At 69.2% G+C, this 26,802-nt stretch carries 32 protein-coding genes and 1 CRISPR repeat array; of the genes, 14 read left to right on the top strand and 18 right to left on the bottom strand.

The features are described from left to right. Positions 1-7 precede the first annotated feature (7 nt). From HYV93_15155 to HYV93_15135, 5 genes are read left to right on the top strand one after another with little or no spacing between them, the layout of a single operon-like run. Positions 8-469 carry a hypothetical protein gene (locus tag HYV93_15155; protein ID MBI2527310.1) on the top strand — a complete coding sequence of 154 codons (462 nt, stop codon included), beginning with the start codon at positions 8-10 and terminating at the stop codon, positions 467-469. Continuing rightward, positions 469-2,904, top strand: coding sequence for a CRISPR-associated helicase Cas3' (gene cas3, locus HYV93_15150; protein MBI2527309.1), 2,436 nt, complete (start codon positions 469-471; stop codon positions 2,902-2,904). Before HYV93_15155 ends, cas3 begins: the two co-directional genes overlap by 1 nt. After that, the gene (locus HYV93_15145; GenBank protein MBI2527308.1) at positions 2,897-4,693 is read left to right on the top strand and encodes a hypothetical protein; all 1,797 of its coding nucleotides are present in this window, start codon (positions 2,897-2,899) and stop codon (positions 4,691-4,693) included. The genes cas3 and HYV93_15145 overlap by 8 nt, the downstream gene beginning before the upstream one ends. A 26-nt stretch (positions 4,694-4,719) precedes the next feature. Next, the gene (locus HYV93_15140) at positions 4,720-5,727 is read left to right on the top strand and encodes a DevR family CRISPR-associated autoregulator (GenBank protein MBI2527307.1); all 1,008 of its coding nucleotides are present in this window, start codon (positions 4,720-4,722) and stop codon (positions 5,725-5,727) included. Positions 5,728-5,730: 3 nt separating this feature from the next. Then, entirely contained in the window at positions 5,731-6,540 is an 810-nt protein-coding gene (locus HYV93_15135; protein ID MBI2527306.1) for a hypothetical protein, read from the top strand. A gap of 27 nt (positions 6,541-6,567) precedes the next feature. Here HYV93_15135 and HYV93_15130 read toward each other — a convergent pair whose 3' ends face one another. Further along, entirely contained in the window at positions 6,568-6,861 is a 294-nt protein-coding gene (locus HYV93_15130; protein ID MBI2527305.1) for a hypothetical protein, read from the bottom strand. 95 nt (positions 6,862-6,956) lie between these two features. On the opposite strand from HYV93_15130, the gene HYV93_15125 reads away from it, so the two are divergent. From HYV93_15125 to cas4, 9 genes are all read left to right on the top strand, one after another. Next, positions 6,957-7,238 (top strand): UPF0175 family protein, encoded by a 282-nt coding sequence (locus tag HYV93_15125; GenBank protein ID MBI2527304.1) that lies wholly within the window; start codon positions 6,957-6,959, stop codon positions 7,236-7,238. Continuing rightward, on the top strand, positions 7,235-7,570 hold the full coding sequence (locus HYV93_15120; GenBank protein ID MBI2527303.1) for a hypothetical protein: 336 nt from the start codon (positions 7,235-7,237) through the stop codon (positions 7,568-7,570). Before HYV93_15125 ends, HYV93_15120 begins: the two co-directional genes overlap by 4 nt. Beyond that, entirely contained in the window at positions 7,519-7,713 is a 195-nt protein-coding gene (locus tag HYV93_15115) for a DUF3368 domain-containing protein (protein ID MBI2527302.1), read from the top strand. Before HYV93_15120 ends, HYV93_15115 begins: the two co-directional genes overlap by 52 nt. 250 nt (positions 7,714-7,963) lie before the next feature. Next, a complete protein-coding gene (locus tag HYV93_15110; protein MBI2527301.1) occupies positions 7,964-8,434 on the top strand; it encodes a nucleotidyltransferase domain-containing protein in 471 nt (156 codons plus the stop codon). Positions 8,435-8,487: 53 nt separating this feature from the next. Then, on the top strand, positions 8,488-8,682 hold the full coding sequence (locus HYV93_15105; protein MBI2527300.1) for a hypothetical protein: 195 nt from the start codon (positions 8,488-8,490) through the stop codon (positions 8,680-8,682). Then, on the top strand, positions 8,675-9,493 hold the full coding sequence (gene cas1, locus HYV93_15100) for a CRISPR-associated endonuclease Cas1 (protein MBI2527299.1): 819 nt from the start codon (positions 8,675-8,677) through the stop codon (positions 9,491-9,493). Before HYV93_15105 ends, cas1 (HYV93_15100) begins: the two co-directional genes overlap by 8 nt. Positions 9,494-9,502: 9 nt before the next feature. Further along, the gene (gene cas1 / locus HYV93_15095; protein MBI2527298.1) at positions 9,503-9,844 is read left to right on the top strand and encodes a CRISPR-associated endonuclease Cas1; all 342 of its coding nucleotides are present in this window, start codon (positions 9,503-9,505) and stop codon (positions 9,842-9,844) included. After that, on the top strand, positions 9,841-10,128 hold the full coding sequence (gene cas2, locus HYV93_15090) for a CRISPR-associated endonuclease Cas2 (protein ID MBI2527297.1): 288 nt from the start codon (positions 9,841-9,843) through the stop codon (positions 10,126-10,128). Before cas1 (HYV93_15095) ends, cas2 begins: the two co-directional genes overlap by 4 nt. Then, positions 10,121-10,741: a CRISPR-associated protein Cas4 gene (gene cas4, locus HYV93_15085; protein MBI2527296.1), complete on the top strand. Its 621-nt coding sequence runs from the start codon at positions 10,121-10,123 to the stop codon at positions 10,739-10,741. The genes cas2 and cas4 overlap by 8 nt, the downstream gene beginning before the upstream one ends. A gap of 148 nt (positions 10,742-10,889) precedes the next feature. Further along, a CRISPR array of direct repeats spans positions 10,890-13,081; the repeat unit is 37 nt; unit sequence GTCGCACGTCGTTCCCCGATGAGGAGGGGACTGAAAG. Between the two features lie 179 nt (positions 13,082-13,260). On the opposite strand, the gene cobA is transcribed toward cas4, so the two are convergent. The 17 genes from cobA to HYV93_15000 form a co-directional block, all read right to left on the bottom strand. After that, the gene (cobA, locus tag HYV93_15080) at positions 13,261-14,070 is read right to left on the bottom strand and encodes a uroporphyrinogen-III C-methyltransferase (protein ID MBI2527295.1); all 810 of its coding nucleotides are present in this window, start codon (positions 14,068-14,070) and stop codon (positions 13,261-13,263) included. Then, positions 14,061-14,690 (bottom strand): bifunctional precorrin-2 dehydrogenase/sirohydrochlorin ferrochelatase, encoded by a 630-nt coding sequence (locus HYV93_15075; GenBank protein MBI2527294.1) that lies wholly within the window; start codon positions 14,688-14,690, stop codon positions 14,061-14,063. Before HYV93_15075 ends, cobA begins: the two co-directional genes overlap by 10 nt. 3 nt (positions 14,691-14,693) lie before the next feature. Continuing rightward, positions 14,694-15,191 carry an Rrf2 family transcriptional regulator gene (locus tag HYV93_15070; GenBank protein ID MBI2527293.1) on the bottom strand — a complete coding sequence of 166 codons (498 nt, stop codon included), beginning with the start codon at positions 15,189-15,191 and terminating at the stop codon, positions 14,694-14,696. After that, a complete protein-coding gene (gene nrfD, locus HYV93_15065) occupies positions 15,188-16,387 on the bottom strand; it encodes a polysulfide reductase NrfD (GenBank protein ID MBI2527292.1) in 1,200 nt (399 codons plus the stop codon). The genes HYV93_15070 and nrfD overlap by 4 nt, the downstream gene beginning before the upstream one ends. A gap of 18 nt (positions 16,388-16,405) precedes the next feature. After that, a complete protein-coding gene (locus HYV93_15060; GenBank protein ID MBI2527291.1) occupies positions 16,406-17,173 on the bottom strand; it encodes a 4Fe-4S dicluster domain-containing protein in 768 nt (255 codons plus the stop codon). Next, positions 17,170-17,565, bottom strand: coding sequence for a sulfate reduction electron transfer complex DsrMKJOP subunit DsrJ (dsrJ, locus tag HYV93_15055; GenBank protein MBI2527290.1), 396 nt, complete (start codon positions 17,563-17,565; stop codon positions 17,170-17,172). Before dsrJ ends, HYV93_15060 begins: the two co-directional genes overlap by 4 nt. Next, a complete protein-coding gene (locus tag HYV93_15050; GenBank protein ID MBI2527289.1) occupies positions 17,558-19,177 on the bottom strand; it encodes a (Fe-S)-binding protein in 1,620 nt (539 codons plus the stop codon). Before HYV93_15050 ends, dsrJ begins: the two co-directional genes overlap by 8 nt. Before the next feature lie 2 nt (positions 19,178-19,179). Next, positions 19,180-20,172, bottom strand: a complete 993-nt coding sequence (gene dsrM / locus HYV93_15045; GenBank protein MBI2527288.1) for a sulfate reduction electron transfer complex DsrMKJOP subunit DsrM — start codon at positions 20,170-20,172, stop codon at positions 19,180-19,182. Then, positions 20,169-20,744, bottom strand: a complete 576-nt coding sequence (locus HYV93_15040; protein MBI2527287.1) for an RsbRD N-terminal domain-containing protein — start codon at positions 20,742-20,744, stop codon at positions 20,169-20,171. Before HYV93_15040 ends, dsrM begins: the two co-directional genes overlap by 4 nt. 18 nt (positions 20,745-20,762) lie before the next feature. Continuing rightward, positions 20,763-21,080 (bottom strand): TusE/DsrC/DsvC family sulfur relay protein, encoded by a 318-nt coding sequence (locus HYV93_15035; protein ID MBI2527286.1) that lies wholly within the window; start codon positions 21,078-21,080, stop codon positions 20,763-20,765. Positions 21,081-21,113: 33 nt separating this feature from the next. Continuing rightward, the gene (gene dsrB / locus HYV93_15030) at positions 21,114-22,166 is read right to left on the bottom strand and encodes a dissimilatory-type sulfite reductase subunit beta (protein ID MBI2527285.1); all 1,053 of its coding nucleotides are present in this window, start codon (positions 22,164-22,166) and stop codon (positions 21,114-21,116) included. Next, positions 22,166-23,578, bottom strand: coding sequence for a hypothetical protein (locus HYV93_15025; GenBank protein MBI2527284.1), 1,413 nt, complete (start codon positions 23,576-23,578; stop codon positions 22,166-22,168). The genes dsrB and HYV93_15025 overlap by 1 nt, the downstream gene beginning before the upstream one ends. A 36-nt stretch (positions 23,579-23,614) precedes the next feature. Beyond that, positions 23,615-23,911: a sulfurtransferase complex subunit TusB gene (gene dsrH / locus HYV93_15020; protein MBI2527283.1), complete on the bottom strand. Its 297-nt coding sequence runs from the start codon at positions 23,909-23,911 to the stop codon at positions 23,615-23,617. A gap of 10 nt (positions 23,912-23,921) precedes the next feature. Further along, complete coding sequence (locus tag HYV93_15015) at positions 23,922-24,341, bottom strand: DsrE family protein (protein MBI2527282.1); 420 nt, start codon at positions 24,339-24,341, stop codon at positions 23,922-23,924. Continuing rightward, on the bottom strand, positions 24,319-24,966 hold the full coding sequence (locus HYV93_15010) for an SCO family protein (protein MBI2527281.1): 648 nt from the start codon (positions 24,964-24,966) through the stop codon (positions 24,319-24,321). Before HYV93_15010 ends, HYV93_15015 begins: the two co-directional genes overlap by 23 nt. Then, positions 24,963-25,571, bottom strand: a complete 609-nt coding sequence (locus HYV93_15005) for a cytochrome c oxidase assembly protein (protein ID MBI2527280.1) — start codon at positions 25,569-25,571, stop codon at positions 24,963-24,965. The genes HYV93_15010 and HYV93_15005 overlap by 4 nt, the downstream gene beginning before the upstream one ends. Positions 25,572-25,674: 103 nt before the next feature. Next, positions 25,675-26,793: a hypothetical protein gene (locus HYV93_15000; GenBank protein MBI2527279.1), complete on the bottom strand. Its 1,119-nt coding sequence runs from the start codon at positions 26,791-26,793 to the stop codon at positions 25,675-25,677. Between the last annotated feature and the right edge of the window lie 9 nt (positions 26,794-26,802).

Below are 26,802 nucleotides of genomic sequence, written 5' to 3'. Positions count from 1 at the left end.
GGCATCCATGGAACCGAGGAAGATCCCGGTGAACTGGGACGACCTGGAGATGGCGCTCACCGCGAACGGCGACGAGTGGACCGGCTACCTGGACGTGCGCAGCGGGGAGGTGCTGATGGTCCCGGTCGACCGCTCCGGCGACGGCGATGACTGGCCCTCGGAGGACGAGATCGACGCCGGGCTGGACGCCGGGCACCTGATCCCCGTCGAGCCGCTCGGGTCGCGGGTCGAGTACGGCTGGATGGCGGAGTTCGCCGCGACGGTCGGCGACGCCCGGCTGCGCGACCGGCTGGAGATCGCCCTGGACGGCCCCGGCGCCTTCCGCCGGTTCAAGCACGCGCTCCTCGACTCGCCGACCGAGCGCGAGCGCTGGTTCGCGTTCCGGGACGAGCGCCTGCGCGAGGCGGCGCGGGAGTGGCTGGCGGAGCACGGGGTTGAGGCGACCACAGCACACCAGACATCAAACTGATGGTCTCACCGCCCTGGATCGATGGATACGAACAGGTCTTCACGGGGATCACCGGCTTCAAGCCCTACCCCTATCAGGTGCGCGTGGCGCGCGAGCTGGTTTCCGGCAAGCACGTCGTGGTCCGGGCCCCGACGGGCGCCGGAAAGACGTGGGCCGTCTTTGCTCCCTTCCTGGGGGGCTTGTGGCCGGGCCGGCCGTCGAGGCTGATCTACGCGTTGCCGCTCCGCACCCTGGCCCAGGGCGTCTTCAGGCAAGCCCGTGACGCGGCCAAGAGATGCGGGCATCCTGTCGAGCCCGAGATCGACGCGCGAGGGCGCGAGATCGTGCCGCCCTACGTCACTCTTCAGACGGGCGAGCAGCCCGACGACCCCTTCTTCGACCGGGGCACGATCATCGTGACGACCTACGACCAGGTGCTGAGCGGGCTCCTCGATGGCCCCTACGGTCTCTCGGACCGCCTGCACAACATCAATGCCGCCGCACTGGTCGGGGCCATCGTCGTCTTTGACGAGTTCCACCTCATGGAATCGCAGAGGGCGTTTCTGACCGCGGTCGCGGGGATCCGTCTCTTCGATGGCCTGTGCCAGTCAGTATGGATGACCGCCACGGCCACGAAGTCCCTGGTGGATATCCTGCGCGAGGCGCTCGGGACGGTCTCAGTCCCTGAGCCCAACGAGGAAGAGGCGGCCCTCGCCGCGTCCTTGCCGAGCGTCACGCAGGTCGACAGGCGCATCCGCTTGCAGCAGGAGCCGCTGTCGGCCGAGGCCGTCTTGCGCCACCACGCCTCTCGCACCATCGTGCTGCTGAATACGGTGGGGCGAGCCCAGGCCATGTTCGCGGCACTGAAGGGCGCCCTGGAAGAGCGCGGAAGGGAGGATGTCTCGCTGATCCTCTTGCATTCACGCTTCTTCAGGCAGGACCGCCGAGCCAAGGAGGAGCGCATCGCCTCCCTGTTCCGCAAGGGCGCGGCGGGCGGCAGCATCCTGGTTGCGACACAGGTCGTCGAGGCCGGTCTCGACATCTCGGCCGAGCGTCTTCACACGGAGCTATGCCCGATGAATGCGCTCGTCCAGCGGGCGGGCCGTTGCGCCCGGTTCGAAGGCGAGAGTGGCGTGGTCCACGTATACCCATTGCCGGTGGAGCCGGGTGGCTGGCTGCCATACGGAGACCCTGGGGCCGAGGATGAGACGCTGACCGAGACTCGGAGGATTATTGAGCAGGCAACGGAAACTCGGCTTGATCCCCAGCGCGCTGTGGAATGGGTGCAGGCCGCACACGGGCCGAGTGACGCGCGAGCGCTTCGCGCGGGCTGGCGGCAGCGGTTCGACACCTGCATGCGGCGGATCGAGCAGAACGCGATCCTCCGCGACCCAAAGCGAGTGGCCGACCTGATCCGGGGCGAGGACACCGATTCGGTACGACTCATCGTGTGCAGCTCCCCACCCGATGCCCCGGGCCGAAGGGAAGGTGTGAGCGTGTCACGGCGGCTGGTGGCCAGGGCGCTCCGGCAGGGGGAAGAGGGCTCTGGGTGGATCTGGGACGTCGCTCGGGACGATGAGCCGTGGCGGCCGATACAAGCGCTTGGAGACCTCGGGAAGGCGTATGTCGTCTGCCTGACACCGGCCATGGCGGCGTACGACGCTGAAGTCGGGCTTCGCCTTGGAGAACACGGGGAACGGGAGAGTCCTGAGCGTGAGGAACCGCGGCGTCCGGGGCATGCCCCGCTACGGGCCGAGAGTTGGGCAGACCACGCCCAGCGAGTCGCTGCCGAGGGCCGGAAGCGTCTGGAGCGGGAGCGGTGCAGTCTGACCGAGATGGGGTTCCTCGAGCGCTTCGGTCTCGACATGCAAGCCATCATGGAGGCAACGGAAGCCTGCGCGCTGCTGCATGACCTGGGCAAGCTCACCGGCGCCTGGCAGCAGTGGGCGGAGGCTGCTCAGCGGTCGAGAGACCCCGCCTACAGTCACTCGGTCCCGCTCGCCCACACCGACTTCGACCCCGACCGGCCGGAGGATCGCGAGCGCGAGCGAGGCCTCCAGGTGCGGCGGCCGCCGCACGCGCCTGCAAGCGCCTACTATGGCCGCGCGATTCTTCCCGGCTTGCTCAAGGCGGCCCCCGAGCGACTGCGTGCCGCCGTGGCATCGAGCTGCACGGCGGCCATCGTCGCCCACCATGGCGGGTGGTGGGCGCCGAGCTGGGAGCAAGCGCCGCTGCCCCTCTCTGCCGGCTGGCAGCGCGCGGTGGAAACCGCGAGCGGTGTTCCGCCCGATGAAGGCGCCTTGGGCCGGCTCCGAGGTTTCGGTGTTGATCGACTCTTGGTGCTGACCACGGGCCCCGACAGTCTCCCCGAGTGGTGGGCCGTGGTCGCGTACCTCACCCGTACCCTGCGGCTGTCGGACCAGCGTGCGACCTCCGAGTGGAGCTGCCATGACTGAGGCCATGGGACCCTTCCGAGTCTGGAAACAGACGGGCACTCATGGTGACGTCTTCGCCGCGGCTGGCCTGGCCGACCTGCTGAAGGCGACGGATGACCGGGTTCGGATTCGTGACCTCGGGAGCGATTTCGAGGTCGAGACCACCCGCCGCCTCGAGAGAGCCGAGCTCCATCGGATTCCCCAGGCGCCGGGGTATCCCTTCCTCAAGACGAGCGAGAAGGTGTCTGTGCCGAAGGGCGCTCAGGATGTTGTGGACTACAAGATCGAGAAGGCGAAAGCGGACCGCCGGAAGCAGGCTGCGCGTGCACAGGGTGCGACGAGGAGGAGGACCGGGGAAGACCCCCAGGCCAGAGCCCAGATGCAAGAGGGGGCGGTCCGAGAGGACTGGCGGCTCCTTCAAGTGCTCAATGCCCTTGGGGGTCATAAGACGTCGAACTCGGTCCACAGGACCATCGTCGAGCTGAAGCGGTCAGCGTTCTGCGACGATGTGACCGCCGGCCTCACCCGCCTGGCGGGCGATGAGGGCGCCGCCGACGTCGAATGGAAGGTCAGCACCGTCCAGGTGTTCACGCCGATCGCGGCCAAGGGATACAGCCGGCTGAAGCCCGACAGCACGGATCGTAATGACAAGACGAAGGAGCAGTGGGCGGACCCGTTCGTGGAGTGGCTGAGGTACCGCGGTTACTTCCGAATCGCCTGCCCGTTCTTCCAGGGAGCCCACGTCCGGCTGCTGTGCCCCGTTCCAGCGGACATCTCGATCGGGGCCCTGGGGTTCGTAGCGCGAGAGCTCCGAAAGAGAGGGGTCTTCGGTGGTCCGCCGAAGATGGATGCCCTGGCGGTCCTCCGCCTCGCCGAGTTGCTGATCCGACACTCCGAGGAGTACCACGACGAGGGGCTTGAGGTTGCCCCGGGACTCTTCCTTCACACCAAGAGCCCAGCCGATGCGGTGTCGGGGATCATGGTGACTCACTACCAGTCCCTGGGTAATGCGAAGGCGGTGTCCGCGATGTCCACCCTCGTTCTTCCCGGCTGGTTTCCGGTGACGAGTCGCGAAGACGCCAAGCTCTGGCTCGCGATCCTGGACGAGCATCAGCGGGTCATCAGGGGGCTGCGGGACGGCTCGCGCCCCGGGGAGAAAGCGCACTCGGACGAGATAGGGCTCCTGATCGCCTACCGGCGCTTCCTGGAAGCTCGGGGTGACGGCGCGATGTGGGCGCTGCTGACCTTCGTCGAGGAGTACGGTCCATTCCTGATCCGGGCGCGCGAGCAGAAGCGGAAGGTGCGCTCGTTCCGCACGGACTATCTGAGGAGGGTACTCATGGGGAGTGCTGGGGATGATGTGCCGGTGATGGTCACGGCAGTCCTGGGCGACCCGGGGTTCCAGGCCGTTGCCGCGGCAGTGCGGAGGGCTACGGTTGGCGCCCAGGGACAGAAGGCCATGGGAATTCCCGACCACAGGGAAATCCGATACGACCTCCTGCACGAGCTGAGGCGCAAGAGGAGCATGCCCGGTGTCGCGCCGCTCATGGAGACGGTGGCCGACTTCGTCTCGCGATACAACTCGGAGAATGCTCGCCGTCGTGAGATGGGGAAGAGGCGCGTACCCCGAAACGTCACGACCGAGGAGTTCTCAGGCTTTGCCGCCCTGGTCGAGCGCCACGGGTCGCCCCTCGTCGGCGCGCTGCTCTGCGCCTTCGGGTCATGCCGCGAGCCCCGGGAGGGCGAAGTGGCGGAGGGCGGTGCGGATGGCGGTGCCGCCGAGGGCACTGGAGCAGAGGGTCAGGAGTAGCCACGCCGGTGAGGAAAGGAGCTGCCATGGCAGTCAACTCGCTGTCACTGTGTGCGCGCATCACGCTCGACCTGCACAGTCTCAACAACGAGGGTACGGAGGGGAACCAGCAGCAGACGCGGATGGTCCAGATCATTGACCAGCGCGGCCGGCGCGCCGTTGTCAATGGCATCAGTGGGGACATGTTCAAGCATATCCTCGTGGAGCACCTGGTGCCGCTCCTTGACGCGACCGGGCAGCCACTGTCGCCGGGCGCGAGGGCGCACGACGCCGATCGCATCAACGCGCTGAACGAGGCCTTCGTCGAGTTCTGCGAGAAGGAGCAGGACTTCACGGCTGACGGGAAGAAGAAGCGGCGGAAGGCCACGGAGTCCGAGATCCTGGCCCGGATGCTGCAAGAGTGCAGCCTCACCGACATCGCAGGGGCACTGGTGACACGGGGCCGATCTGTGGGAAGGAAGTCGGTGGTGGAGTTCGGCTGGGTGGTCGGATTGCCCGAAGACGGCGCTGGTCAGCCCCTCACGACGACCGAGCAGTACTTCCATGTGAAGTACGCGCCTGAGGGCAGAGGGGCAGCAGCCGGAGATGATACCGTGGCGGGACGCCAGGCGATCTTCCACCGACCTGCCTCATCAGGGGTGTACGCGCTGATCTGCAACCTCGATCTCTACCGGATCGGATTGAATGACATCACGCGGCAGTACGGGGTGGACGGTGCCGGCCGCCGGGCCCGCGGGCAGGCGCTGATCCACTCGCTGGCAGCCACGCTGCTCAAGCCAACCGGCGCCCAGAGGAACACGCAGAATCCTCACATCGTCGCGTGCGAGGGAGTGGTCGCGGTGTCGTCGGTGTCTCTGCCCGCGCCCACCGTGAGCCCGCTGAATGACAGCTATCGGCAAGAGATCGAGGCGGTCGCTGCCGCGCTCAACGGGATCGCGAAGGATGGCATCACGGTCCGGCGGTTCGAGGGCCTGGCGGAGGGGGTGAAGGTCTTGAGCGACGTGGCCGCGAGCCTCGAGGTCGCGGGAGCCTGAGCGATGCGCGACGCCGGGAGGTCGAATGCCGTCGGGGCGCCCGAGGCAAGGCGTGAGGCGCGGCTGGTCGAGCTGGGAACAGCCAAGCCCGTTGCAGGAGTCCCCGGGCCAGGCCGGTGGCTCGTCGTGGACTATGGCGCGACCGCCCTGTTCTCGCTCAAGATCAGTCTGGCCACCAGTTCGGTGGGGAAGACGTTGATCGTCCCGACTCCTTATGCAGTCAAGATGGCCTACGTTGATGGCGGCTTCCGAGCAGGCTGGGCGGATGCGGACTGCAGGGCGTTTCTTCGGGCCCTCGTAGACGTGGAGGTGCGGGTGGCGCCCCCGGGAGACGCAGTCGTTACCCACACGTTCGTCAAGGTTCGCCAGGAATCGCGCCAGGGAGATCCGCTCCGGCCCTACATCGCCAGCATCGCCTACCGTGAGGTCGTCCATCACCGCGGAATGTGGCAATGGGCCTTCGATCTTGCGGGCGGAGACGACTGGCTGGCCGGCCGCCTGGTCGAAGCGGCACCTCACGTGTCCTATGTCGGGAAGAGGGGATCGTTCATCCAGTTTGGCGGAATCGCAAGGCGTGTTGAGCTGGGGAGCGGGTTCACGCAGCCTCTTGATGCCGGACGGCAATGGGCGATTCCCCTTCGAGCGCACATTGCGCCGCTCGACGACTTCGGGCCAGAAGCCAGTCTAGAGGTGCTCAGCTCGTTCACGGAGACCAGCCCTCGGCGTGAACGTCACCGCCGGTTCGTCCAGACAGTCATTCCGATAGGGCTGGTGAACAGCGGGCCCGGCTTCAGCGAATACCGGGCACGGTAGCGAAAGGCAGAGTCTGAGGATGGACTGTCACGTCAGGCCCCCCGGTCCGAACAGGCGCCAGTCGGGCACGGCCCAGACGCCGGGGGCGAGCGGCTCCACCTCGCGGCCGCGGGTGACGACGAGGCCGAGGCGCCGGGCGTCGCGCGCCACGCCGCGCACGGCCAGGGCGCCGAGCACCTCGGTGAGCGGGCGGGTATCGGCGCGGCGGGCGCGCTGGCCGGCCTTGACCTCAGGGGGAGTCGCGCTCCACCGCCAGGGCGAGAGGGCGGGCACCCAGAGCGTGAGGCCAAGGGCCCGGCCCGGGCGAGCGGTGTGCTTCAAGGGGGGTAGCGGACCGAGCCAAGATGAACGGGAGGGTGTTCAGATGACCGATGGCGTCATGAACCGGCTACGATCTCAGGAGAGGATGGTCGGACATGGATGAGTCGCGAGAGAGTGTGAGTGTCGAATACCCAGCGGACGTCCGGATGACATTGCGGGAGAGCAAGGAGGAGTTCGCCGCAGAACTGAAGATGCTGGCCGCCGTCAAGCTCTACGAGTTGGGCAAGATCTCGTCGGGAAAGGCGGCGGCCCTGGCTGGCGTGGATCGGACGACGTTTCTGCTCGGGCTCGGGCGATATCGCGTGCCGGTGTTCAACTACACGCCGGCCGAGCTGGATCGTGAGGTCGCAGAGGCAAGAGCCCGGTCCCGGGGATGACGGCAGTCGTCGATTCGAGCCCGCTCATCGTGCTGGGCAAGGTGCGGCGACTCGATCTCCTTTCTGTGCTCTACGAGGAGATCGCGATTCCGGTGGCCGTTGTGGACGAAGTGCTGGCGAAGACTCAGCTCGTCACTCCAGACCTCCGGCAATTTGTCGAACACATGCGCGTCCGGGCCGTGCAGAGTGCGACACTTGTCCAAACGCTCTCCGTCGACCTGGGCGAGGTGAGGCGGAGGCGATCGCTCTGGCGGCCGAAATCGGTGACGCCCTGCTCGTCATGGACGACGCCGACGGACGCCGCGTGGCGCGAGCGATGGGGCTTCGGGTGACCGGCGTACTCGGCGTGCTTGTCGAGGCGAAGTACCGCGGCGTGGTGCCCAACGTCAGACCGATTCTGGACGCGATGAGTAACGAGGGATTCTGGCTCAGCGAGGCCCTTCAAAGGGTGGTACTCGATGCCGTTGGCGAGTAGATGGTCCCGGTGACTGTGCTCACGCGCTGCTCACTCCCCGGCCCGAACAGGCGCCAGTCGGGCGCGGCCCGGACGACGGGGGCGGGCGTCGGCGCGGTGGGCGCGCTGGCCCGCCTTGCCCTCGACGGCCACCAGGCGGCCCGGGGCATGAAGGACGGGATCGACCTCGCAGGCGCCGCGGATCGAGAAACCTTGCAGGATAGGTGCAAGAGTTCGAGGATGATTTGCAGAACACGACACGGGAGGCCTGATGCTGTCTGACGCTCTCCGGGTGGATCTCGGCCGATACGTCGACCTGCTGAAGACGCGCTTCGGCCGGGATCTCGTCAGCGTGGTCGTGTTCGGCTCGCACGCTCGGGGCGCGGCACGGTCGGAGAGCGATGTCGATGTCCTGGTCATCGCCCGTTGTCTGCCGCGGCGCCGCTTCGAGCGGTACCGGGGTCTCCGGGAGGTTGCCCGTGCCGTGTCCGAGACCTTCGCCGACGCTGTGGCCCCCATTCTCCTGACGCCGGAGGAGGCCCGGGAGGTGAAGCCCTACTACCTCGGCATGCTGTCGGGCCACGTGATCCTCCTGGACACGGGGGACTTCTTTGCCGCGGTCCTGGAGCGGCTCCGCCGCCGCCTCGCCGAGCTAGGGTCGCGCCGGTACGTGGACGAGGACGGATACGAGTACTGGGACCTGAAGCCGGACTGGAAACCCGGCGACGTGGTGTCGCTGTGACCTCCGATCGGGTCGCGCGTGACCATCTTCGGCGGGCAGAGGCCCGGCGGTTGATGCTGGACACGCTTCTGGGTGCTGGCGCGTACGCCGATGTGGTCAGAGAGAGCCAGGACGTCGTCGAGCTGGTCCTCAAGGGCGCGCTCAGGTTCGGCGAAGAAGATGCACGCGAGGCGGTGTCGGTGGTGGATCGCCTTCTCGACCTGTACCGGCGACTGGTCCAGGCGCCAGGGGGTCGCGGAGATGAATAGCGTGATCGTCAGCGACTTCGGAGTCATGCTGGGCAAGACGGGCGAGCGCTTGGTGGTCCGGGGGCCCCGGCCGCGACTCGAGCTGGTCGAGGGCGGGCCCCAGCTCTTCCTGCCGATGGAAGTGGCGGCGCGGCCCCCCTTGCAGGTGGTGACCTCCGATGGCGTCAAGACGCCCCCCGTCCCGCTCCGGCGGCCGAAGGCGGGGAGCGGCGCGGCGCCACGGACGAAGCCGGAGCAGGTGGAGCTGCCGCTCTTCCAGGTCAGCGAGATCGTCGTCGCCGGCGGGGGGATCTCGATCTCCACCGACCTCATCGAGGGGTGCTGCGAGCGAGGCATCCACCTCTCGTTCCTGACGCCGGGCGGGCGCCCCTTCGCGATGCTCTCATCGCCGATGCTCACCGCCACGGTCCTGACGCGGCGGGAGCAGATGGCGGCCTACGGCGACCGGCGGGGCCTCGAGGTGGCGCGAGCGATCGTGCGCGGCAAGCTCGGCAACCAGGCGGCGCTCCTCAAGTACTTCGGCAAGTACCTCAAGACGGCCAACGCGGGGGCATTCAAGGAACTTCGGGCTGCCGTCGAGGGCGTCCAGGGCCGGCGCCGCGAGGTGGACGGCGTGACCGGCGAGCGGGTGGACGAGGCGCGCCCGGCGCTCCTCGCCATCGAGGGCGGTGCCGGGCGCCAGTACTGGACCGGCGTGCGCGTGCTGCTCGAGGGCCACGCGCACTTCGAGACGCGCGAGCATCGCGGGGCCCCCGATCCCGTGAACTCCGCGCTCAACTACGGCTACGGCATCCTCTACACGCAGGTGTAGGGCGCCGTCATGAACGCCGGGCTCGAGCCCTTCGCCGGCTTCCTCCATGTGGACCGGCCCGGCAAGCCCTCGCTCGTGCTGGACCTGGTCGAGGAGTTCCGCCAGCCCGTCGTGGACCGGGCGGTGATCGCGGCCCTGACCAGGGGCGTGAAGATCGAGACGCGGGAGGGCTTGCTGAGCGACGAGAGCCGGCATGCCGTGGCGGGGGCCGTGCTCGAGCGGCTGGAGGGGGAGATCGCGTTTCGCGGCCGCCGGCATCGCCTCAAGTCCGTCATCCAGATCCAGGCGCGGAACCTGGCGAGCGCCCTGCGGGGCGGGGAGCCGTACCGCGCCTTCGCCTTCAAGTGGTGAGAGGCCAGGAGGTCCTGACCTACGTGGTGTACGACATCGAGGACGACCGGGTGCGCGGGCGGGTGGCCAACGCGTGCAAGGACTACGGGCTCGAGCGGATGCAGTACAGCGCCTTCTGCGGCCAGCTCGATGCGAGCCGGCGCAGCGAGCTGGCGGCGCGGCTGGCGGACACGCTGGGCCGCGAGATCGGCAAGATCCTCGTCCTCCCCGTGTGCGAGAAGGACGCCCGGGCCAGGCGCGAGTTCCGGAACGAGCCGCGGGCCGAGGACGCGGCGGATGCGTGAGGGCGGGCCGGGAGCGCGATCGGGCGAGGCGAGCCCGGCGGTCGTGGTGACGGCGACGGACCTCAAGCAATGGGCCTACTGCCCCCGCATCCCGTTCTACCGCCACGTGCTGCCCGTGCGCGCGGCCCCGACCTACAAGATGGAGCGAGGCAAGCACGTCCAGGCGGCCGTGGAAGCGCTGGAGCGGCGCCGCGGCTTCCGCGCCTACGGGATGCGTCAGGGCGAGCGCCGGTTCGGCGTCTGGCTCCACTCCGAGCGCCTGGGCCTGTCAGGCAAGCTCGACCTGCTCATCCTCACGCCGGAAGCCTGCTATCCGGTCGACTTCAAGGACACCGAGGGCGGGCCGCGGCGGAACCACCGGCTCCAGCTCACGGCCTACGCCCTCCTGGCCGAGGAGGCCTTCGAGCGCCCCGCGCCGGATGCGTTCATCTACCTGGTGCCCGAGAAGCGGGTCGTCGGCCTCGCGCTGACCGAAGCCGACCGCGAGGACGTCCGCGTGGCGCTCGGGGAGATACGCCGGATGATCGAGCGCGAGGAGCTGCCCGCGCCGACTGCCGCGCGCGGCCGGTGTGCGGTGTGCGAGCTCCGGAATTACTGCGGGGACGTCTGCTGATGTGGCCGCAGACCACCCCGCCGGCCGCCGGGGCCATGGGGGCCGCACTTTCGCAAATCCAGGCGATCCGGACGCAGACGGCCCAGTTGCGAGTCCAGCCGGGGCAGGGGCGGAGACAAGGGGCCGATTTTCCGGCCAGTACGGCGCGGTCGCACGTCGTTCCCCGATGAGGAGGGGACTGAAAGACAGTAACTGGTTTCGCGTGTGGCCCATCACGCCCGAGTCGCACGTCGTTCCCCGATGAGGAGGGGACTGAAAGGTAGTATTTGCGGACCATTGCGTTGACTTGGTCCACAGTCGCACGTCGTTCCCCGATGAGGAGGGGACTGAAAGACGCGAGCGCAGCACAGTAGTCTGCAAGCTTGTAAGTCGCACGTCGTTCCCCGATGAGGAGGGGACTGAAAGCTGGAGTTCAGCCCCCTTCGCGCTGTGGGCTCCTATGGTCGCACGTCGTTCCCCGATGAGGAGGGGACTGAAAGCCGTCTGCGCGCCGCTGCCCGTCACCGAGGCGTTCCGTGTCGCACGTCGTTCCCCGATGAGGAGGGGACTGAAAGGACCATCTCTCACGAGGACCCGGCGACCTGGCCATGGTCGCACGTCGTTCCCCGATGAGGAGGGGACTGAAAGCTGGACCACCTGCGCCACGGCGTCGTACAGATCCGCCAGTCGCACGTCGTTCCCCGATGAGGAGGGGACTGAAAGAGCTCCAGCGCGTCACCGATATGCCGCTTCAACCGTTGTCGCACGTCGTTCCCCGATGAGGAGGGGACTGAAAGACGTTCATCCGCGGGTAGTCCATGAGCTGGGTGCGGGTCGCACATCGTTCCCCGATGAGGAGGGGACTGAAAGATGCAGTACATGCGGCAGGTCGACCCCCGCGTGACGGTCGCACGTCGTTCCCCGATGAGGAGGGGACTGAAAGCATGGGGCGTGAACTGGGTGTCGAGGACATCCGTGAGATGTCGCACGTCGTTCCCCGATGAGGAGGGGACTGAAAGATGGAGAAGGTGACCGTTCCTTTGCTCACCCCGTCAAGTCGCACGTCGTTCCCCGATGAGGAGGGGACTGAAAGCCAGCGTCCCCGTCTGCCCGTCCGCCGTCCGAATCCGCAGGTCGCACGTCGTTCCCCGATGAGGAGGGGACTGAAAGCGGCCGATGTCTTCCCACACCCGACCGGCCCGAAGTAGGTCGCACGTCGTTCCCCGATGAGGAGGGGACTGAAAGCGCGTCGCGTGCTGCCCCTGCCACACCCAGTCGCCGTCGCACGTCGTTCCCCGATGAGGAGGGGACTGAAAGCACGCGCTCGAGGCACTTCACCGCACGAGCCCGATCCCGTCGCACGTCGTTCCCCGATGAGGAGGGGACTGAAAGTCATCGGACTGATGCGGTTGGCTTGCCACTTGGCGAAGGTCGCACGTCGTTCCCCGATGAGGAGGGGACTGAAAGGGAGTCGCCCCGCTGGTGGCCCCGGCCAGCGCGCTCGTCGCACGTCGTTCCCCGATGAGGAGGGGACTGAAAGGCACCATGATGTCGTGCGGGGCGTAGTGTCGGCCGTAGGTCGCACGTCGTTCCCCGATGAGGAGGGGACTGAAAGCCCCATGACATTTTACCCTCTCGCCCAATGGCAGTGTCGTCGCACGTCGTTCCCCGATGAGGAGGGGACTGAAAGTCGAAACTGTCTGTTTCAAGTAGTCCAGCAGGTGGAGCGTCGCACGTCGTTCCCCGATGAGGAGGGGACTGAAAGGCACCGTCGGCCCTCGAAGAGCGCGCCGGCCACCTCGTCGCACGTCGTTCCCCGATGAGGAGGGGACTGAAAGCGAAGCAGAGCACCTTGCCTGCCCCTGCGTCGGTCGAATGTCGCACGTCGTTCCCCGATGAGGAGGGGACTGAAAGCGCGCCACCGTCTTCTGCGTGTCGTCCTCGAGCCGAGAGTCGCACGTCGTTCCCCGATGAGGAGGGGACTGAAAGGTCAAGCTGGGGCGCCCTGACAGCGAGCCGTGGCACGTCGCACGTTGTTCCCCGATGAGGAGGGGACTGAAAGAACGAGGACAAAGCGGTGAAACACACAGCGCTCCTCCGTCGCACGTCGTTCCCCGATGAGGAGGGGACTGAAAGAGCGGACAGCCATCGTGTCTCGGCCCAGTCCCAGGTGCCCGTCGCACGTCGTTCCCCGATGAGGAGGGGACTGAAAGTGCCTGGCCGTGCCACGCCATGCCGCGCCGAGGGGTGCGTCGCACGTCGTTCCCCGATGAGGAGGGGACTGAAAGGTCAGTAACCAGCCGCGTGATTTCGCACACGTCGTTGTCGCACGTCGTTCCCCGATGAGGAGGGGACTGAAAGACGTTCAGCGGCGAAGCTGGCTGTCGGCCCCCCCGCCCCCACGCGACACGTCTGGGCCTACGACACGGATGCTGCTCTCCGTCTCACATGCTGCGAGGTTCGCTCGCCACCGGCTACTGCGGCGCGCGCGCTCAGGTCAGCGTCGGCAGCCATGAAGAGGAGAGTGCGACCTCTGGCGCTCAGCGTCGGGGCGCGCCCGAGGTCGTCGGGCAGGTGGCCAGCGCGGGGAGGGGGATGGCCCCGGCGGCGGCCTCGAACCACTGGAGCCGCTGGCCGAGCGCGACGACCTCCCCGACGATGACGACGACGGGAGGAGCAAGCCCTGTCGCCCGTGGGAGGATGTCTCCGAGGGTGCCGGTGATCGTCTGCTGGGCCGCCGTGGTTCCCCACCGGATGAGGGCGACGGGGGTGTCCGGCGACAGGCCGCCGGCGAGCAGATCGGCGACGATCCCGGGCAGGGCCGTCACGCCCATCAGGATGACGAGCGTGTCCACGGCCGTCGCGAGCCGCTTCCAGTCCACCGCGGGCTGGCCCTTGCCGGTGTCCTCGTGGCCGGTGACCACGGCGAAGGAGCGGGCGATTCCCCGATGGGTGACGGGGATGCCGGCATAGGCGGGAACCGCGACGGCCGAGCTGACGCCGGGCACGATCTCGAAGCCGATCCCTGCCGCCAGGAGCGCCTCGGCCTCCTCACCGCCCCGGCCGAAGACAAAGGGATCACCGCCCTTGAGCCTGACCACGCGCCGGCCGCGGCGGGCATGCGCGATGAGGAGGGCGTTGATCTGCTCCTGAGGCAGGCTGTGGATGCCCGTGAGCTTGCCGGCGAAGATCCGGGTCGCCTCCCTGGGGGCTTCGTCCAGGAGGGCCGGATTGACCAGGCGGTCGTAGACCACCACCTCCGCCCGGCGCAGGAGCTCCAGGCCCCGCACGGTGAGGAGGCCCGGATCGCCGGGGCCTGCGCCGACCAGATACACGGGGCCTACGGACATGGGGCGAGCCTCGCCAGGAGGTGGGCCTTCGCCTCCTCGCGCCGTCCCTCGGCGACGAGCCGGCGGAGATCGGCGTCGAGAGCCCGGCGCCACGCCTCTCCTCCGGGGGAGCAGGCGCGCTGCCTCAACTCCCGCCTGACCTCGGCGACGATGTCGGCGAGCGCCGCATACGCTTCGGGGAGCTGGCCCTCGAGCTCCTCCCTCACCGCTCGCGCCAGCGCGGGGCTCGCCCCCCCGGTGGACACGGCCACCAGGAGGTCACCGCGACGGACCACCGCCGGGAGGGTGAAGTCGCAGCGATCCGGATCATCCGCGGCATTGACCCAGACGCCGCGCTCGCGACCCTCGCGGCTGGCTGCCGCATCGACCTGGCGCTTCCCGGTGGCGACCAGGGCGAGTCTCTGCCGGGCCAGGTCGCCGGGCTCGTACTCGCGCGCCACGTGGCGGATGCGCCCCCCGTGGGCGAGGGCCGCCAGGCCAGCCGTCAGCGAAGGGCTCACGACGGTCACCGCCGCCCCGGCCGCCAGGAGGCCCTCGACCTTCCGCTCCGCGACGGGCCCGCCGCCGATGACGAGACAGGGCTGGCCCGCAAGCTCGAGGCACACCGGATAGCCACCCATGGGTCAGGGGCTCCCCGACGCCTGCTCGCGGATCCAGGCCGGCGTGGAGGGGCTGTCGGCGGGCTGCCGCTCCTTGCTCGTGACCTCGTTCACCATCTGCTGCTTGAAGACCAGCTCCTGCAGCGTGGTCCGCTCGAGGATGTCGGTGATCCAGGGTCGGATCTCTCTCCACCGGCAATGCACGGGGCAGGGACTGGTCACGTCGCACTCGCTGCCCCAGAAGAAGCACTGGTTGGTCACCTCGGGCCCCTCGATGGCCTCGAGGATCTCGCGGAGCTTGATGTCCTGCGGGGCCCGCGCCAGGGCATATCCTCGCGTGGCGCCGCGGTAGGCCCTCACCAGCCGGTAGCGGACGAATTTCGGGAAGATCTTGGCCAGGAAGTGCTCGGGCAGCCCCTGGCGCGCCGCGATCTCCTTGAGCCCGACCACCCGGCCGGGCGCCTGCTGGGCCAGGAAGATCAGCCCGACGAGGCCGTACTTGCTCTCGCGCCTGACCTTCATGCTTCGACGGGGGCCCGGACCGAGCGGGAGTGGGAGTCGGGGCCACCCGGCTCCCCCCTCACGGCGACGACGACCTTGAAGAGCACGCTGGCCAGGAGCGAGCCGACGGCCCAGATGGCCAGCGCGATGGCGACTTCCGGCAGCGTCGGGACATAGCCCGTCACCTCTCCCAGGGGCGAGGGCACGAAGCCGCCGACGATGAGGCCGAGGCCCTTGTCCATCCACAGCGAGGCGAACACCATGGCGCAGGCGGCGGCCAGGAGCCGCATGTCCCGGCGCAGGCGCGGCGTGAGGAGCAGGCCCAGCGACAGCACGGCCAGGATCACCGAGGCCCACATCCACGGGACGAGTCCCGCCTGGCCCTCGAGTCCCAGGAACAGGAACTCGAAGTGGTCGATCGCCTCGGGCGCCTGGCTGTAGAAGACGGTGAAGAGCTCCACGAGCACGAAGAAGACGTTGACGGTCATCGTGTAGGCGACGATCAGCCCGAGCTTCTGGAGGGCCTCCCGCCCGACATCGAAGCCCGTGAGCCGGCGGAGGAGCATGGCCAGGAGGATGAGCAGCGCGGGCCCCGAGGCGAAGGCCGAGGCGAGGAAGCGCGGGGCGAGGAGGGCGGTCAGCCACAGGTGCCGTCCGGGGAGCCCGCTGTACAGGAACGCCGTGACCGTGTGGATGCTGACGGCCCAGGGAATGGAGAGCACGATGACGGGCCCGAGCCACCGGGGGGGCGGCACGCCCCGGTGCTCGGCGGCGAGCGTGGCCCGGGCGATGACGGCGTTGAGCCCGAGGTAGCCGGCGAGGACGAGCATGTCCCAGAACATGATGGAGCTGGGCGTCGGGTACAGGAGCACGTTGAGCGCGCGCGCGGGCTGGCCCATGTCCACGAAGACGAAGAGCAGGCACATGGCCACGGCGGAGACGGCGAGGCACTCGCCGAGGATCGTGATCCTGCCGAAGACGCGGTAGTCGTGCAGGTAATAGGGCAGGACCACCACGACGGCCGAGGCCGCCACCCCGACCAGGAAGGTGAACTGGGCGATGTAGAGGCCCCAGGTCACGTCCCGGCTCAGCCCCGTGATCCCCAGCCCCAGCGCGAGCTGCCGCTGGTAGGCCAGCGCGCCCGCGACGATCAGCGTCGCCAGGACACCGAGCCAGGCCCAATACCGCCCGCCGCCGCCGAACGCCCTGTCAGGCACGGCCGCCTCCCCGCGCCCTCATGCCCGGTAGTAGACGCTCGGCTCGGTGCCGAGCTCGGGCTTCCGGCGCATGGCGTGGCGACTCCGGAGCTGCTCCCGCACCTGGGAGCCGGGGTCGCGCAGGTCGCCGAAGGCGAGCGCCCGCTCCCGGCAGGCCTCCACGCAGGCCGGCCCGCGCCCCTGGGCGAGCCGCTCCTCGCAGAAGTTGCATTTCTCGACGACTCCCCGGGTGCGCGTGGGGAAGTCCGGGTTCACCTCCTTGACCCGAGGCCGCGGGTCGAGCCAGTTGAAGCTCCGCGCCCCGTAGGGACAGGCCGCCATGCAGTAGCGGCAGCCGATGCAGCGGTGCCAGTCCATCATGACGATGCCGTCCTCGCGTTTCCACGTGGCCTTGACGGGGCAGACGCGCACGCACGGGGGGTTGTCGCAGTGGTTGCACAGCACGGGGACGAGCTTGCCTCTCAAGGCCTCGTCCGCGTACCCGCTGCCGCGCTGGGCGAAGGCCCGCTCGTAGGGCTCGCGCCAGATCCACTTCACCTCGTGCGCCCGCGACGGAAGCCGCGGCACGTTGTGCGCGCGCTCGCAGGCGGCGATGCAGTCGGTGCAGCCATCCGCCTGGAGGCATCTTCGCAGATCGACGACCATGCCCCAGCGTGGGACGCGGCGTCCCTGGGGCGCCGTCTCCGGGCGGCCGGTGCCGGCCAGCGCCTCGAGGGAGCGCGTTCCGGTGACGGCCAGCGCGCAGAGCCCGGCCGCGCCCAGGAAGGCCCGGCGATCCACGCTCATCGCCCTGCCCTCCGGAGCGAGGCGGGATCGATGTGGCACTCCCAGCAGGTGAGCGTGACGGCCGCGGAGGCGTGGCAGCGGTCGCAGAACTCCGCCTTGTTGGTGTGGCAGCCGAGACAGGTGCGGGTGAGGCTCTTGGCATAGGTCTTCCCGTCGGGGCCCACGAAATTGCGCTCCTGCCCTCGCACCACGTCGTCCCGCCACGCCATCAGCAGGCTCATGTGCGAGGCGCGCATGTACTCCGTGGGCGCCACGCAGCGCCCGGCCGCCGCGGGACGCACCGGCTCGGGGCCCCGCGCGGTCGTCCCGGCGGCGACGTTGTACCAGACCGGGAAGGTGACCACGGCCACGAAGAGGGCCAGGCCGCCCACCAGCAGGCCCCGGTCACGCACCGGCGGGCGCCTCCGGCGAGGCGAGGGGCTGGCCGCGCAGGTCCTGGGTCCGCGCCTTCTCGCCCTCGACCACGAGGGCATTGCCCACGAGCTCGTGCACGCCGGCCACGTTCATCCCCGGCACCCAGTACTCCAGGAGCGGCGGGAGCGTGGCCTTGTCGATGGCGCAGATGCAGGCGACCAGGTTCACGCCGAAGCGGTCCCGCACATGCCGCACGGCATTGGCCCGGGGGAAGCCGCCCCGCATGCGCATCTCGAAGTTCTCGTCCGTGCCGAGACCCGACCCGCTCCCGCAGCAGAAGGTCCGCTCGCGGATGGTGCTCTCGGGCATCTCGTGGAAGCGCTGGCACACACTCCGGAGGACGAAGCGCGGCTCCTCGAGAAGCCCCATCGCCCGGGCCGGGTTGCAGGAGTCATGGAAGGTCGCGACCCAGTGGTCGTTCCGCCGCGGGTCGACCCGGAGCTTGCCCTCGCGGATGAGATCGGCCGTGAATTCGCAGATATGCACCATCTTCGTGGACCGCGCCTGCGCGAACCGCGTGCCCGTCACCGGCGAGACGGGCTCCTCCAGGAAGTCCGCCGGGCCGTTCATGGTGTCCATGTACTGGTGGACGACACGCCACATGTGGCCGCACTCGCCGCCGAGGATCCACTTGACCCCCAGCCGCCGGGCCTCGGCGTAGATCTTGGCGTTCAGCCGCTTCATCACCTCGTGGGAGGTGAAGAGGCCGAAGTTGCCGCCCTCCGAGGCGTAGGCGCTGAGCGTGTAGTCCAGGCCGATGGCGTGGAAGAGGAGCAACGTGCCCAGGAGCGTGTAGTAGTGGGGCGTCCCGAAGGTCTCCGCCGACGGGATGACGTACAGGATCTCGGCGCCCTTCTTGTTGATGGGCGCCTCCACGCGGATGCCGGTCATCTCCTCCAGCTCGTCCACGGCGAAGTCGACGCTGTCCTTGAAGGCATGCGGCTGGATCCCGAGGTGATTGCCCGTCCGGTAGCAATTCGCCGCCGGCTCGAGGATCCAGTTGATGTTGCAGCCCACGAGGGTCAAGAGCTCGCGCCCCATCATGGTCACTTCGGCCGTGTCGATCCCGAAGGGGCAGAAGACCGAGCAGCGGCGGCACTCCGTGCACTGGTGGTAGTAGTAGAACCACTCCTTGAGCACGTCCTCCGTGAGCTCCCGCCCCCCCCCGAGCCGGCCCAGCAGCCGGCCGGGCAGGGTGAAGTAGCGCCGGTACACCGAGCGCATCAGCTCGGCTCTCAGCACCGGCATGTTCTTGGGGTCACCGGTGCCGAGGTAGAAGTGGCACTTGTCGGCGCAGGCCCCGCAGCGCACGCAGATGTCCATGAACAGGCGGAAGGACCGGAAGCGCTCGAGCCTGTCCTTCATGCCCGCCAGGATCGTCTGCTTCCAGTCGGGGGGGAGCTTCCAGTCCGCGTCGTGGGGCTGCCACGGCCGTGGGTTGGGCAGCCCGAGGTACTGGAGGTTCTTTGGCGCGGCGCCGTAGCAGTACGTCCCCCTGCGGAAGTCGACGGCGGGCTCCCGCCAGTCGCGCGCCGGCGGCCGGTAGTCGACCTTCGCGAGCTCCGCGGGGGCCGGGGCCTCTTCCGCCATCGCTATCCCTTCTCGAGCGGCAGGCCGGCCGCCCTGATCTTGTCCCGGAACTCGTCCTCCCACTCCTCGTAGCTGTGGGTGGCGACGGGCGCGTTCCAGGGGTTGACGTGGCGATGCGCGCGGCTGGTATTGGCCAGGTTCCGCGTCGGGCTCAGGAAGATGCCGCCCATGTGCATGAGCTTGCTGAAGGGGAAGTAGGCGGCGAGCGTGCTCAGGAGGAGGAGGTGCAGGAGCGCCAGGGAGCCCACGCCCTCGGGGACAGTGGGGGAGAGGGTCACGAGGCCGAGAGCGAGCTGCTTCACCGCCAGGACGTCCGCCCTCACCACATGCCGCATGAGCAGACCGGAGGCGGCCAGCCCCAGCAGCAGGTAGAGCGCGAAGTAGTCGGCGGACAACGACAGGTACCGGAGCTGCGGGTTCGCGAGCCTCCGCCAGAGGAGGTAGCCCAGCGCGGCCACGAGGACGACGTCCGTGGCGTAGAGCCCCGGGGCGCCCAGCTGGAAGAAGCCGTCCAGCGCTGCCAGCGCGCGGATCGCTGCGGGCACTGGTTCCAGGAAGAAGCGCAGGTGTCTCAGGACGACGAGGAGGAGCGACCAGTGGAAGGCCAGCGCCGCCAGCCAGAGGAGCCGGTCGTCGGCGTACACCAGCCGCGGCCCTTCCCGCAGCTCGGCCCGGCTGCCGCGGAGCAGCGACCGGAACAGACACACCTCCAGCGCCATGCGCGCCACGACGCCAGCGGTCGAGGACGGGTTCTCGATGCGGCTCGGCGTGATCCAGGGAAGGGAGCGCTGCTGGCCGCAGGTGGTGGGGATGCGGAAGGGGACAGGAGCGCGCACCCACACCAGGATGCGATGGCATACCCCGAGGAGGAAGGTGACGAAGGCCGCGTAGGGGAGGAGCACGCCGAGCACGGGGCGGAGCCCGGCGATCTGAGCCGCCCCGAGCGCCAGCCCGGCCAGGAGCAGGACGAGGGCGAGGGGCGCCAGCGCGCTCACGGCGAAGCTCCCCGGTCCATCCCGGCGGGCCCGCCCCCGGACCGGCCCTCCCGCTCGCGGATGCGGTCCAGGAGAGCCGTCCGGCCTCGGGCCTCGCCGGCCCTGATCGCGTGGATCTGCTCGCGGCAGCGCATGAACAAGTCGAAGGCCGAGAGCGCCATCTCGTCGACCCGCGCCTCCAGAACCCCGAGCCCGTCCGCGGCCGGCAGCCCCCCGCCGCTGCCCAACTCTTCCCGCAGGGCCTGCCTGGCCAGGAACACGAAGCCTACGGCCTCGCCGGCGCTCATGGCCTGGACGGCGCGGACCCTCACGACGCTGTCCAGGAGGGCGGTGACCCTGCCTGGGTCCATCGTCCCGATAAGCTCCTCCGCGAGCCCCGACAGCGCCTGCCTGAGGGTGTGCCCGACGGGGTTGCGGAAGGGGTCGCTCTCGCGCGCCAGCAGGCGCGCGGTGGGGGCCGGGTAGCTCTCGAGCGTCAGCGCCAGCCAGCGGCCGGCGATGGCGCTCCGCCGTGCCGCCAGCGCCCCGAGACCTGGCCCGCCCGCCGCGCGGGCGCCCGCGGGCAGCGTCACCGCCACCTCCGCCGGCGCCTACACGCAGCCCGTGGGCTTGGGGAGGCCGGCCACCTTGCAGGCCCCCTTGGCCGGCCCCGAGGGGAAGAGCTGGTAGATGTGCTTGAGGTCGAAGCCGGTGTCCTTGACGACCTTGCGGATCATGGGGGCGACGCCGAACTGGAGGTAGTAGCCGCGGATCATGTTGACCACCTTCCAGTGCTCGTCAGTGAGCCGCCCCAGCCCCTCCTGGTCGGCGAAGTACTGGGCCACCGTCTGGGACCAGAGATCGGGATCCTGCAGGAACCCGTCCTCGTCCAGCTCCATCGTCTTGCCTTCGAGCTCTACCGTCGCCATGGCCGTTCTCTCCTCTCGTGCGAGGGACCTGAGCTACCAGTGGAACCGCACCCCGGTGCGGGCCGACATGGGCCAGAGGACGTAGCCGTCGAGGAGCTTGCCGCTCATCGGCAGCCCGGCCTTCTCGAAGAACTTGTCCCAGCCGATCCGGGCGATCCAGTCGCCGATCCGCTCGTCCCGCCGGGCTCCCTTCACCCACACCTCCACGATCTGCCTCACCGCCCGGGTGACCTCGGGCCAGCGGGGCGGCGTGTTGGGGAGGTAGGGGATCACGAACTTGGCGAAGGCCGGGCCGTTCCCAGAGTTTCCCGCCTTGCCGCCAACCACGACCGCGACGCCGTCGGTATCCGGGTCGCCGATCTGCATTCCCTGGCACGGGGCGGCGCAGGCCACGCAGTGGATGCAGCGCTCGGGATCCACCTGGACGCTCTTCGGCGGCTTGGGCTTGATGGCGCCGGTGGGGCAGACCGAGACGATCAGCGGGATCTCGCAGCGGGCCACTTCCTCGTCGATGACCCGGGGCAGAGCCCGGTGGATGCCGACGATCCCGATGTCCGCGGTGGATCCCTCGCCGCACTGGTTCACGCAGCCGGAGATGGAGATCTTGAGCTTCGCCGGGTAGCGCTCGGCGCGGAAGTCCTCGTACAGCTCATCGGAGATGGCCTTGGCCACGGCCGGGGCATCGGTGGCAGCGAACTGGCAATGGATCCAGCCCGTGCAGGACACCGTGTTGCGGAAGGTGCGGCCGGTGCCGCCCACGGGCAGCCCGAGACTCCGGAGCCGCTCGATCAGCGCGTCGATCCGGGCCGGGTCCACCCCGACCAGCTCCAGGCTGTGGCGCCGGGTGAGGCGCAGGTGCCCGCCGGCGAACTCGTCCGCGAGGTCCGCGATCTTGCGGGCGAGCGTGGTGGAGACCCGCGCGTTCGTCGGCATCCCGGCGCGCACGGTGTAGCATGCCTCGCCGCTCTCGGCCACATGTTTGAGGACGCCGGGTCTCACGGCTTCGTGGTCCGTCCACTTCCCGTAGTTGCGGAGGACGATGGGCGGCACGTTCCGTTCGAGAGGAGGGAGGCCGACGCCAGGCATCAGTCGGGCTCCTTCCGCGAGGCCTGCAGCTCTTCAGGCGTCCAGTGGTAGAAGGGATTGATGCGGGGAGAGACCATCTGCTGAGGGGCCGGCGGCACGCCGACCAGGCGGCAGAACTGGTCGATGCCCGTGCGGTAGATGAAATCCCCCAGCCGCTCCTTGCGGCGCGCGTGCTCGTCGTAGACATCCGTGATCTTGGCGCAGAGGTCGAAGACCTCCGTGAAGTCCGGCGGGACGGCGGGGACGAACGGCGCGATGACGAAGGGCTGGAGCGGCCCGTACTTGCCCCGCATCTTGCCGCCGGCCAGGACGGCCACGCCGCGGTCGCCGCCCGGGCGGATGCCCGGGCACTGGTTGATGCAGTACATGCAGCGGACGCAGCCGTCGGCGTCGATGGCCAGCCGCCGGCCGTCCCACTCCATGGCGCGGGTCGGGCACATCCTGACGATGTGGGCGATGTCCCCGCCCCCAGCGACCCAGCCCTCGAGCCGGGCCGCGTCGATCGTCGGCGGATCCCGGAACACCCCGACGATGGCGATGTCCCCCTTCTGCTGGGAGCGGGTGCAATCGTTGGGGCATCCCGAGAGCTTGAACTTGATCTTGTGGGGGAAGCGCGGGTACTGGACGTCGTCCAGGAAGCGCGTGAAGTAGGCCTGGCGCATGGCCACCGAGTCCACCAGGACCATCTCGCAGCGCAAGGGGCCGATGCACTCCTGGCAGTTGCGGTAGGCATCCCCGGTGGAGCCCACGTCCAGGCCGGCGGCCACCAGCTCGTCCACCGTCGCCCGGAGCTCCTCCTTGGGCACCCCCAGGACCTCGATGTCGCAGGTCGTGGCATGGAGGTGGAGGATGCCGTAGCCGTGGCGGTCCGCCACGTCGCAGAGGGCCCGGAGGGTCTGCGTGGAGTAGAACGTCCCGCTGGGACAGAAGGCGCGGACCAGGTTGGCCCCCTTGGCGATGTCGGGCCGGGCCGAGGCCCGCATGAGGATCCCGGAGGCCACGCCGGGAATCGAGGTGTAGCCCCCGAACCCCCACTGGGTTCTCTTCTGGCGCAGGCCCTCCTCGTACATCTGCATGTGGTACCGCGTCTGCTTTAGTTCCGTGACGTGGCTGGGCCAGGGCCCCCGTTCCAGCTCGTCGCATAGCGGCGTCGGCGCGACCGCCTCGCCCGCAGGTACCGCCTCGGGCGGCGCCGCGGCCTCGGCCAGGAGCTCGGCCTGGGGCGGCGCTTCCACCTCCACCCGCCGCTCCTCGAGCTTGGCGGTCTGGCTGAGGCAGCTCGGGCAGAGCGTCTGCTTCTTCCGGAGGTACTGGTAGCGCTTCTGCTTCTGTGAGTCCGCCTCGAGCTGATCGGCCGGGTACTGCTCGATGACGAAGCCGCACTTGGGACACGCCAGCTGCACCACCAGCATGCTCGTTCTCCTCTTACGCCGCCCGCCGGGCGGGTGTCACAGCCACGGCACCACGGGATGCTGCTCCACCAGCTCCACGAAGCCCGCGTAGTCGATCACCCGCACGCCCTCGATCAGGCGCTCGAGCCCGCGGGCCCTGAGGTCGGCTTCGAGCGCGTAGACGGGGTGCCGGGCCAGGGCCTGGCGCATCAGCTCTTCCACGCGCGTGCCCGCCACCGCCGCGTACACCCCGTCCTCGTAGAGCACGAGTGGCGTCCCGGCCGGGGCCAGCCGCAGGCAGCCTTCCAGGTTGCCGTGCAGGTACGGCGACTTGTTCACCGTGAAGAGCACCACTCGGCCTCCTCTAGAACGGCAGGACCGCGTCCTGCTCCTCCAGGAGACGGGCCATCCCCGCCGCGTCGAGGATCCCGGGCCGGATCACCAGGTCATCCAGCGTCAGGTTTCGATCGGCCAGCGACTGCTCGTCCACGTAGAAGCGGTCCACCTCGAAGTCCGGGAGCGCCGGGTAGGTCTTCGAGATCGCCTTCATCCCCTGGCTGGTCGGGTCCTGCCCCTGGGTGATCGCGAAGACCCCGTCCTCCACGAAGGCCACGGCGACGTCCACCACGCCCTGCATCTTGTAGGCCCCCATGATGAGGAGCACCTGCAGACCCTCCCAGTTGTAGAGGGTTCCGTACGGGGCCTTGCGCATGAGAACCAGCACCTTCCTGGGCGGAGCGCCGCCTGGCTCCCCGCGCGGCTCACCGTGCTCCATGTGCTCCATGAGCGCCTCGCTTCGTCGTGGTGTTCGCCAGGACGGTCCGGACATCCGCGGCGATGGTCTCGGTGTCGAGGATGCCGCCCAGGTAGCGGTAGCGGATCACCCCCCGGGCGTCGATGAGGAAAGTCAGCGGCGAGTGGTCCACGAGCCCCCGGGCCAGGCGCCTGACCTTCACCCCGAACGCCTCCCACACCGCCCTGAGCTCGTCGGCGCTGCCAGTGAGAAGCACGGTGGAGGGAAGATCGGCGCCCCGACGGGTGGCGAAGGCCCTCAGGACCTCCGGCGTGTCCACCTCCGGATCGGTGGTCACGAAGACGGACACGACATCCCCGCGGCCCTCGGCCTGCACGCGCCGCTGCACTGCGGTGGCCGCGCCGAACATGAGCGGGCAGACATCGGGGCAGGAGGTGTAGACGAAGGCGACCAGAACGGCCTTGCCCATGAGATCCCGGAGGGCGAGGCGGCGCCCGTCCTGGCCGGTGAGGACGCAAGTCGGGGCCTCGATCCCGACGGGCACCCGGACCATCCGTGCCGGCTGCGCCGGCGATCCCTGGACGCCGGCGCCGAGCACCGACCCGCCCAGGACGCTCAGCGCCAGCCCGACCCTGAGCCGTACCGATCGCCTCAAGGCATCCCCCGGCCGAGGTGTCGGAGATACAGCAGCACCGCCTGCCGCTCGGATGCCGCCAGCGCGGGGGCGAAGGCGGGCATGGGGCCCAGGCCGCCAGAGACGACGTCGAGCAACGCCGTGTCCCCCTTGTCCCTGAGCGCGGGCGCGAGATCCTGCACGCCGCCCTCCAGGAGCCGCCCGATGGGCCCGTCGCCCCGTCCCAGCGTACCGTGGCAGCTCATGCAGCGCGCGGCGTAGATCCGCCGGCCGACCTGGAGCGGGTCGGGCCTGAGGGCCTCGAACGAATAGACGGCATAGGCCATGTCGAATGTCCCGACCTCTCCGGGCGCCCCTTCGGCGACGAAGTACGAGGCGGGGACCGCCACCGCCTCACCCGGCTCCAGGATCAGGGTGAAGGTCGGCCCGCAGCCAAGATGAACGAGCGCGCCGGCGGTGCCCCGCGGGCCGACCTCCGTCAGGACCATGGCCAGGACCTGCCGGTCTGACTTGTTGCTGACCCTGACCTGGGCCTCGAAGATCTCCCCGCGGGACACCGTCATGGAGCGCTTCAGGGGGACGACCTCCCACTGGGCCTGGACCTCTCCCCGGAACTCGATGGTCAAGGGCGCCTGTGCCGCGACGGGTGGCGGAGCGGCGAGCGCAAGGAGAACACCGCACACAACCCGCGCCCGTCCCCCCGCCATCGTCATGCCTCGATCCGGCGCCCTACTGCTTCCAGACGCTGTCCATCCCGCACAGGATCGAGGTCGTCTTGATGTTCTCGTCCCTGTGGCAGGAGTCGCAGACCGACACGGCCTTGCCGACCTTCGCCTTCCGGCCGAGGTCGTAGAGCTCGAGCTGCCCGTCCACGCCCTTCTTGCCGGGCTCGATCTCCATCGGCACCCGCTGGGTGAGGAGCGCGTACCGGTCCCCGGGCAACGGCTGGATGTCGTGGTTCTCCCAGCCGGGCGCATTCGCGGTCTCGGCCACGACCCGGAGCGTCTTGGCGTCCAGCACCCAGTGGCGATCCCGGCCTGAGATGAGCAGCTGCTTGCCGTCCGCGGTGTAGTAGCCGCGGAAGAATACGCTGCTCTTCGGGTCGCTCGTCACGGTGGTATCCCGGAGCACCTTGAGCTCCCCCTTGACCAGCGCCGGGGTGTCGAGGATCAGGATCAGCTGGCGCTCTTCCTTGCCCCGCGGGAACGTGCCGGGGGTGTCGCTCAGGCTCGCCCAGAGCGCGAACTCCTTGCCGTCGGGCGAGGCGACCCCATGCGCCCAGACATAGTTCTTGGGGATCTTCGGGTGGTCGAGGAAGACCCGTCGCTCGAGCTTCATCGTCCCCTTGTCCACGACATCGATGAAGCCCTGGTACCCCATCATCACGGGAAGGAACTTGTCCTTGGTCTGCCCCGACGCGCAGTACATGGGCGCCATGGTCGTCTTGGCGTCCTTCGGCAGCTTCACGTCGGCGAGGACCTTGCCGGTGGCCAGGTCCACCTTCCCCGCGCGCACCCCGTCGCCGTCCGGGACATAGGCCGACCAGAACATCTCCTTCTTCGCGTGGTCGATCCGCACGTCGTGGAAGGGGTACGCCTTCTTGGCCACGGCCGGGTCGCCGTTGAGCTTGATCCGGCTGAGCTTGACCACGGTGATGGGCTCGGGCTGGGCCGGGTCGATCCGCAGCTCGGCCTTAGCGATATGCCCCCCCATGCCGGCGATGTAGACCGTGCCCTGGTGCACCTTCTCCGCGCCGCCGAGTGCCGCCGGGCCCGCGAGCCACGCGGCGACGAAGCCGACCAGCAGGACAGATACGAGCGCTGCGATCCTCTTGCCAGTGTGATCCACTGTGGTCCC

This window comes from Candidatus Rokuibacteriota bacterium (assembly GCA_016188005.1).
Lineage (GTDB): Bacteria > Methylomirabilota > Methylomirabilia > Rokubacteriales > CSP1-6 > UBA12499.
This window is presented reverse-complemented; position numbering and strand designations above follow the sequence as displayed.

Bases quoted from the DNA above. Each gene is read 5' to 3' on its own strand.
- HYV93_15155 (MBI2527310.1), top strand. From the start codon at position 8: ATGGAACCGAGGAAGATCCCGGTGAACTGGGACGACCTGGAGATGGCG.
- cas3 (MBI2527309.1), top strand. From the start codon at position 469: ATGGTCTCACCGCCCTGGATCGATGGATACGAACAGGTCTTCACGGGG.
- HYV93_15145 (MBI2527308.1), top strand. From the start codon at position 2,897: ATGACTGAGGCCATGGGACCCTTCCGAGTCTGGAAACAGACGGGCACT.
- HYV93_15140 (MBI2527307.1), top strand. From the start codon at position 4,720: ATGGCAGTCAACTCGCTGTCACTGTGTGCGCGCATCACGCTCGACCTG.
- HYV93_15135 (MBI2527306.1), top strand. From the start codon at position 5,731: ATGCGCGACGCCGGGAGGTCGAATGCCGTCGGGGCGCCCGAGGCAAGG.
- HYV93_15125 (MBI2527304.1), top strand. From the start codon at position 6,957: ATGGATGAGTCGCGAGAGAGTGTGAGTGTCGAATACCCAGCGGACGTC.
- HYV93_15120 (MBI2527303.1), top strand. From the start codon at position 7,235: ATGACGGCAGTCGTCGATTCGAGCCCGCTCATCGTGCTGGGCAAGGTG.
- HYV93_15115 (MBI2527302.1), top strand. From the start codon at position 7,519: ATGGACGACGCCGACGGACGCCGCGTGGCGCGAGCGATGGGGCTTCGG.
- HYV93_15110 (MBI2527301.1), top strand. From the start codon at position 7,964: ATGCTGTCTGACGCTCTCCGGGTGGATCTCGGCCGATACGTCGACCTG.
- HYV93_15105 (MBI2527300.1), top strand. From the start codon at position 8,488: ATGCTGGACACGCTTCTGGGTGCTGGCGCGTACGCCGATGTGGTCAGA.
- cas1 (MBI2527299.1), top strand. From the start codon at position 8,675: ATGAATAGCGTGATCGTCAGCGACTTCGGAGTCATGCTGGGCAAGACG.
- cas1 (MBI2527298.1), top strand. From the start codon at position 9,503: ATGAACGCCGGGCTCGAGCCCTTCGCCGGCTTCCTCCATGTGGACCGG.
- cas4 (MBI2527296.1), top strand. From the start codon at position 10,121: ATGCGTGAGGGCGGGCCGGGAGCGCGATCGGGCGAGGCGAGCCCGGCG.
- cobA (MBI2527295.1), bottom strand. From the start codon at position 14,070: ATGTCCGTAGGCCCCGTGTATCTGGTCGGCGCAGGCCCCGGCGATCCG.
- HYV93_15075 (MBI2527294.1), bottom strand. From the start codon at position 14,690: ATGGGTGGCTATCCGGTGTGCCTCGAGCTTGCGGGCCAGCCCTGTCTC.
- HYV93_15070 (MBI2527293.1), bottom strand. From the start codon at position 15,191: ATGAAGGTCAGGCGCGAGAGCAAGTACGGCCTCGTCGGGCTGATCTTC.
- HYV93_15060 (MBI2527291.1), bottom strand. From the start codon at position 17,173: ATGAGCGTGGATCGCCGGGCCTTCCTGGGCGCGGCCGGGCTCTGCGCG.
- HYV93_15050 (MBI2527289.1), bottom strand. From the start codon at position 19,177: ATGGCGGAAGAGGCCCCGGCCCCCGCGGAGCTCGCGAAGGTCGACTAC.
- HYV93_15035 (MBI2527286.1), bottom strand. From the start codon at position 21,080: ATGGCGACGGTAGAGCTCGAAGGCAAGACGATGGAGCTGGACGAGGAC.
- dsrB (MBI2527285.1), bottom strand. From the start codon at position 22,166: ATGCCTGGCGTCGGCCTCCCTCCTCTCGAACGGAACGTGCCGCCCATC.
- HYV93_15025 (MBI2527284.1), bottom strand. From the start codon at position 23,578: ATGCTGGTGGTGCAGCTGGCGTGTCCCAAGTGCGGCTTCGTCATCGAG.
- HYV93_15015 (MBI2527282.1), bottom strand. From the start codon at position 24,341: ATGGAGCACATGGAGCACGGTGAGCCGCGCGGGGAGCCAGGCGGCGCT.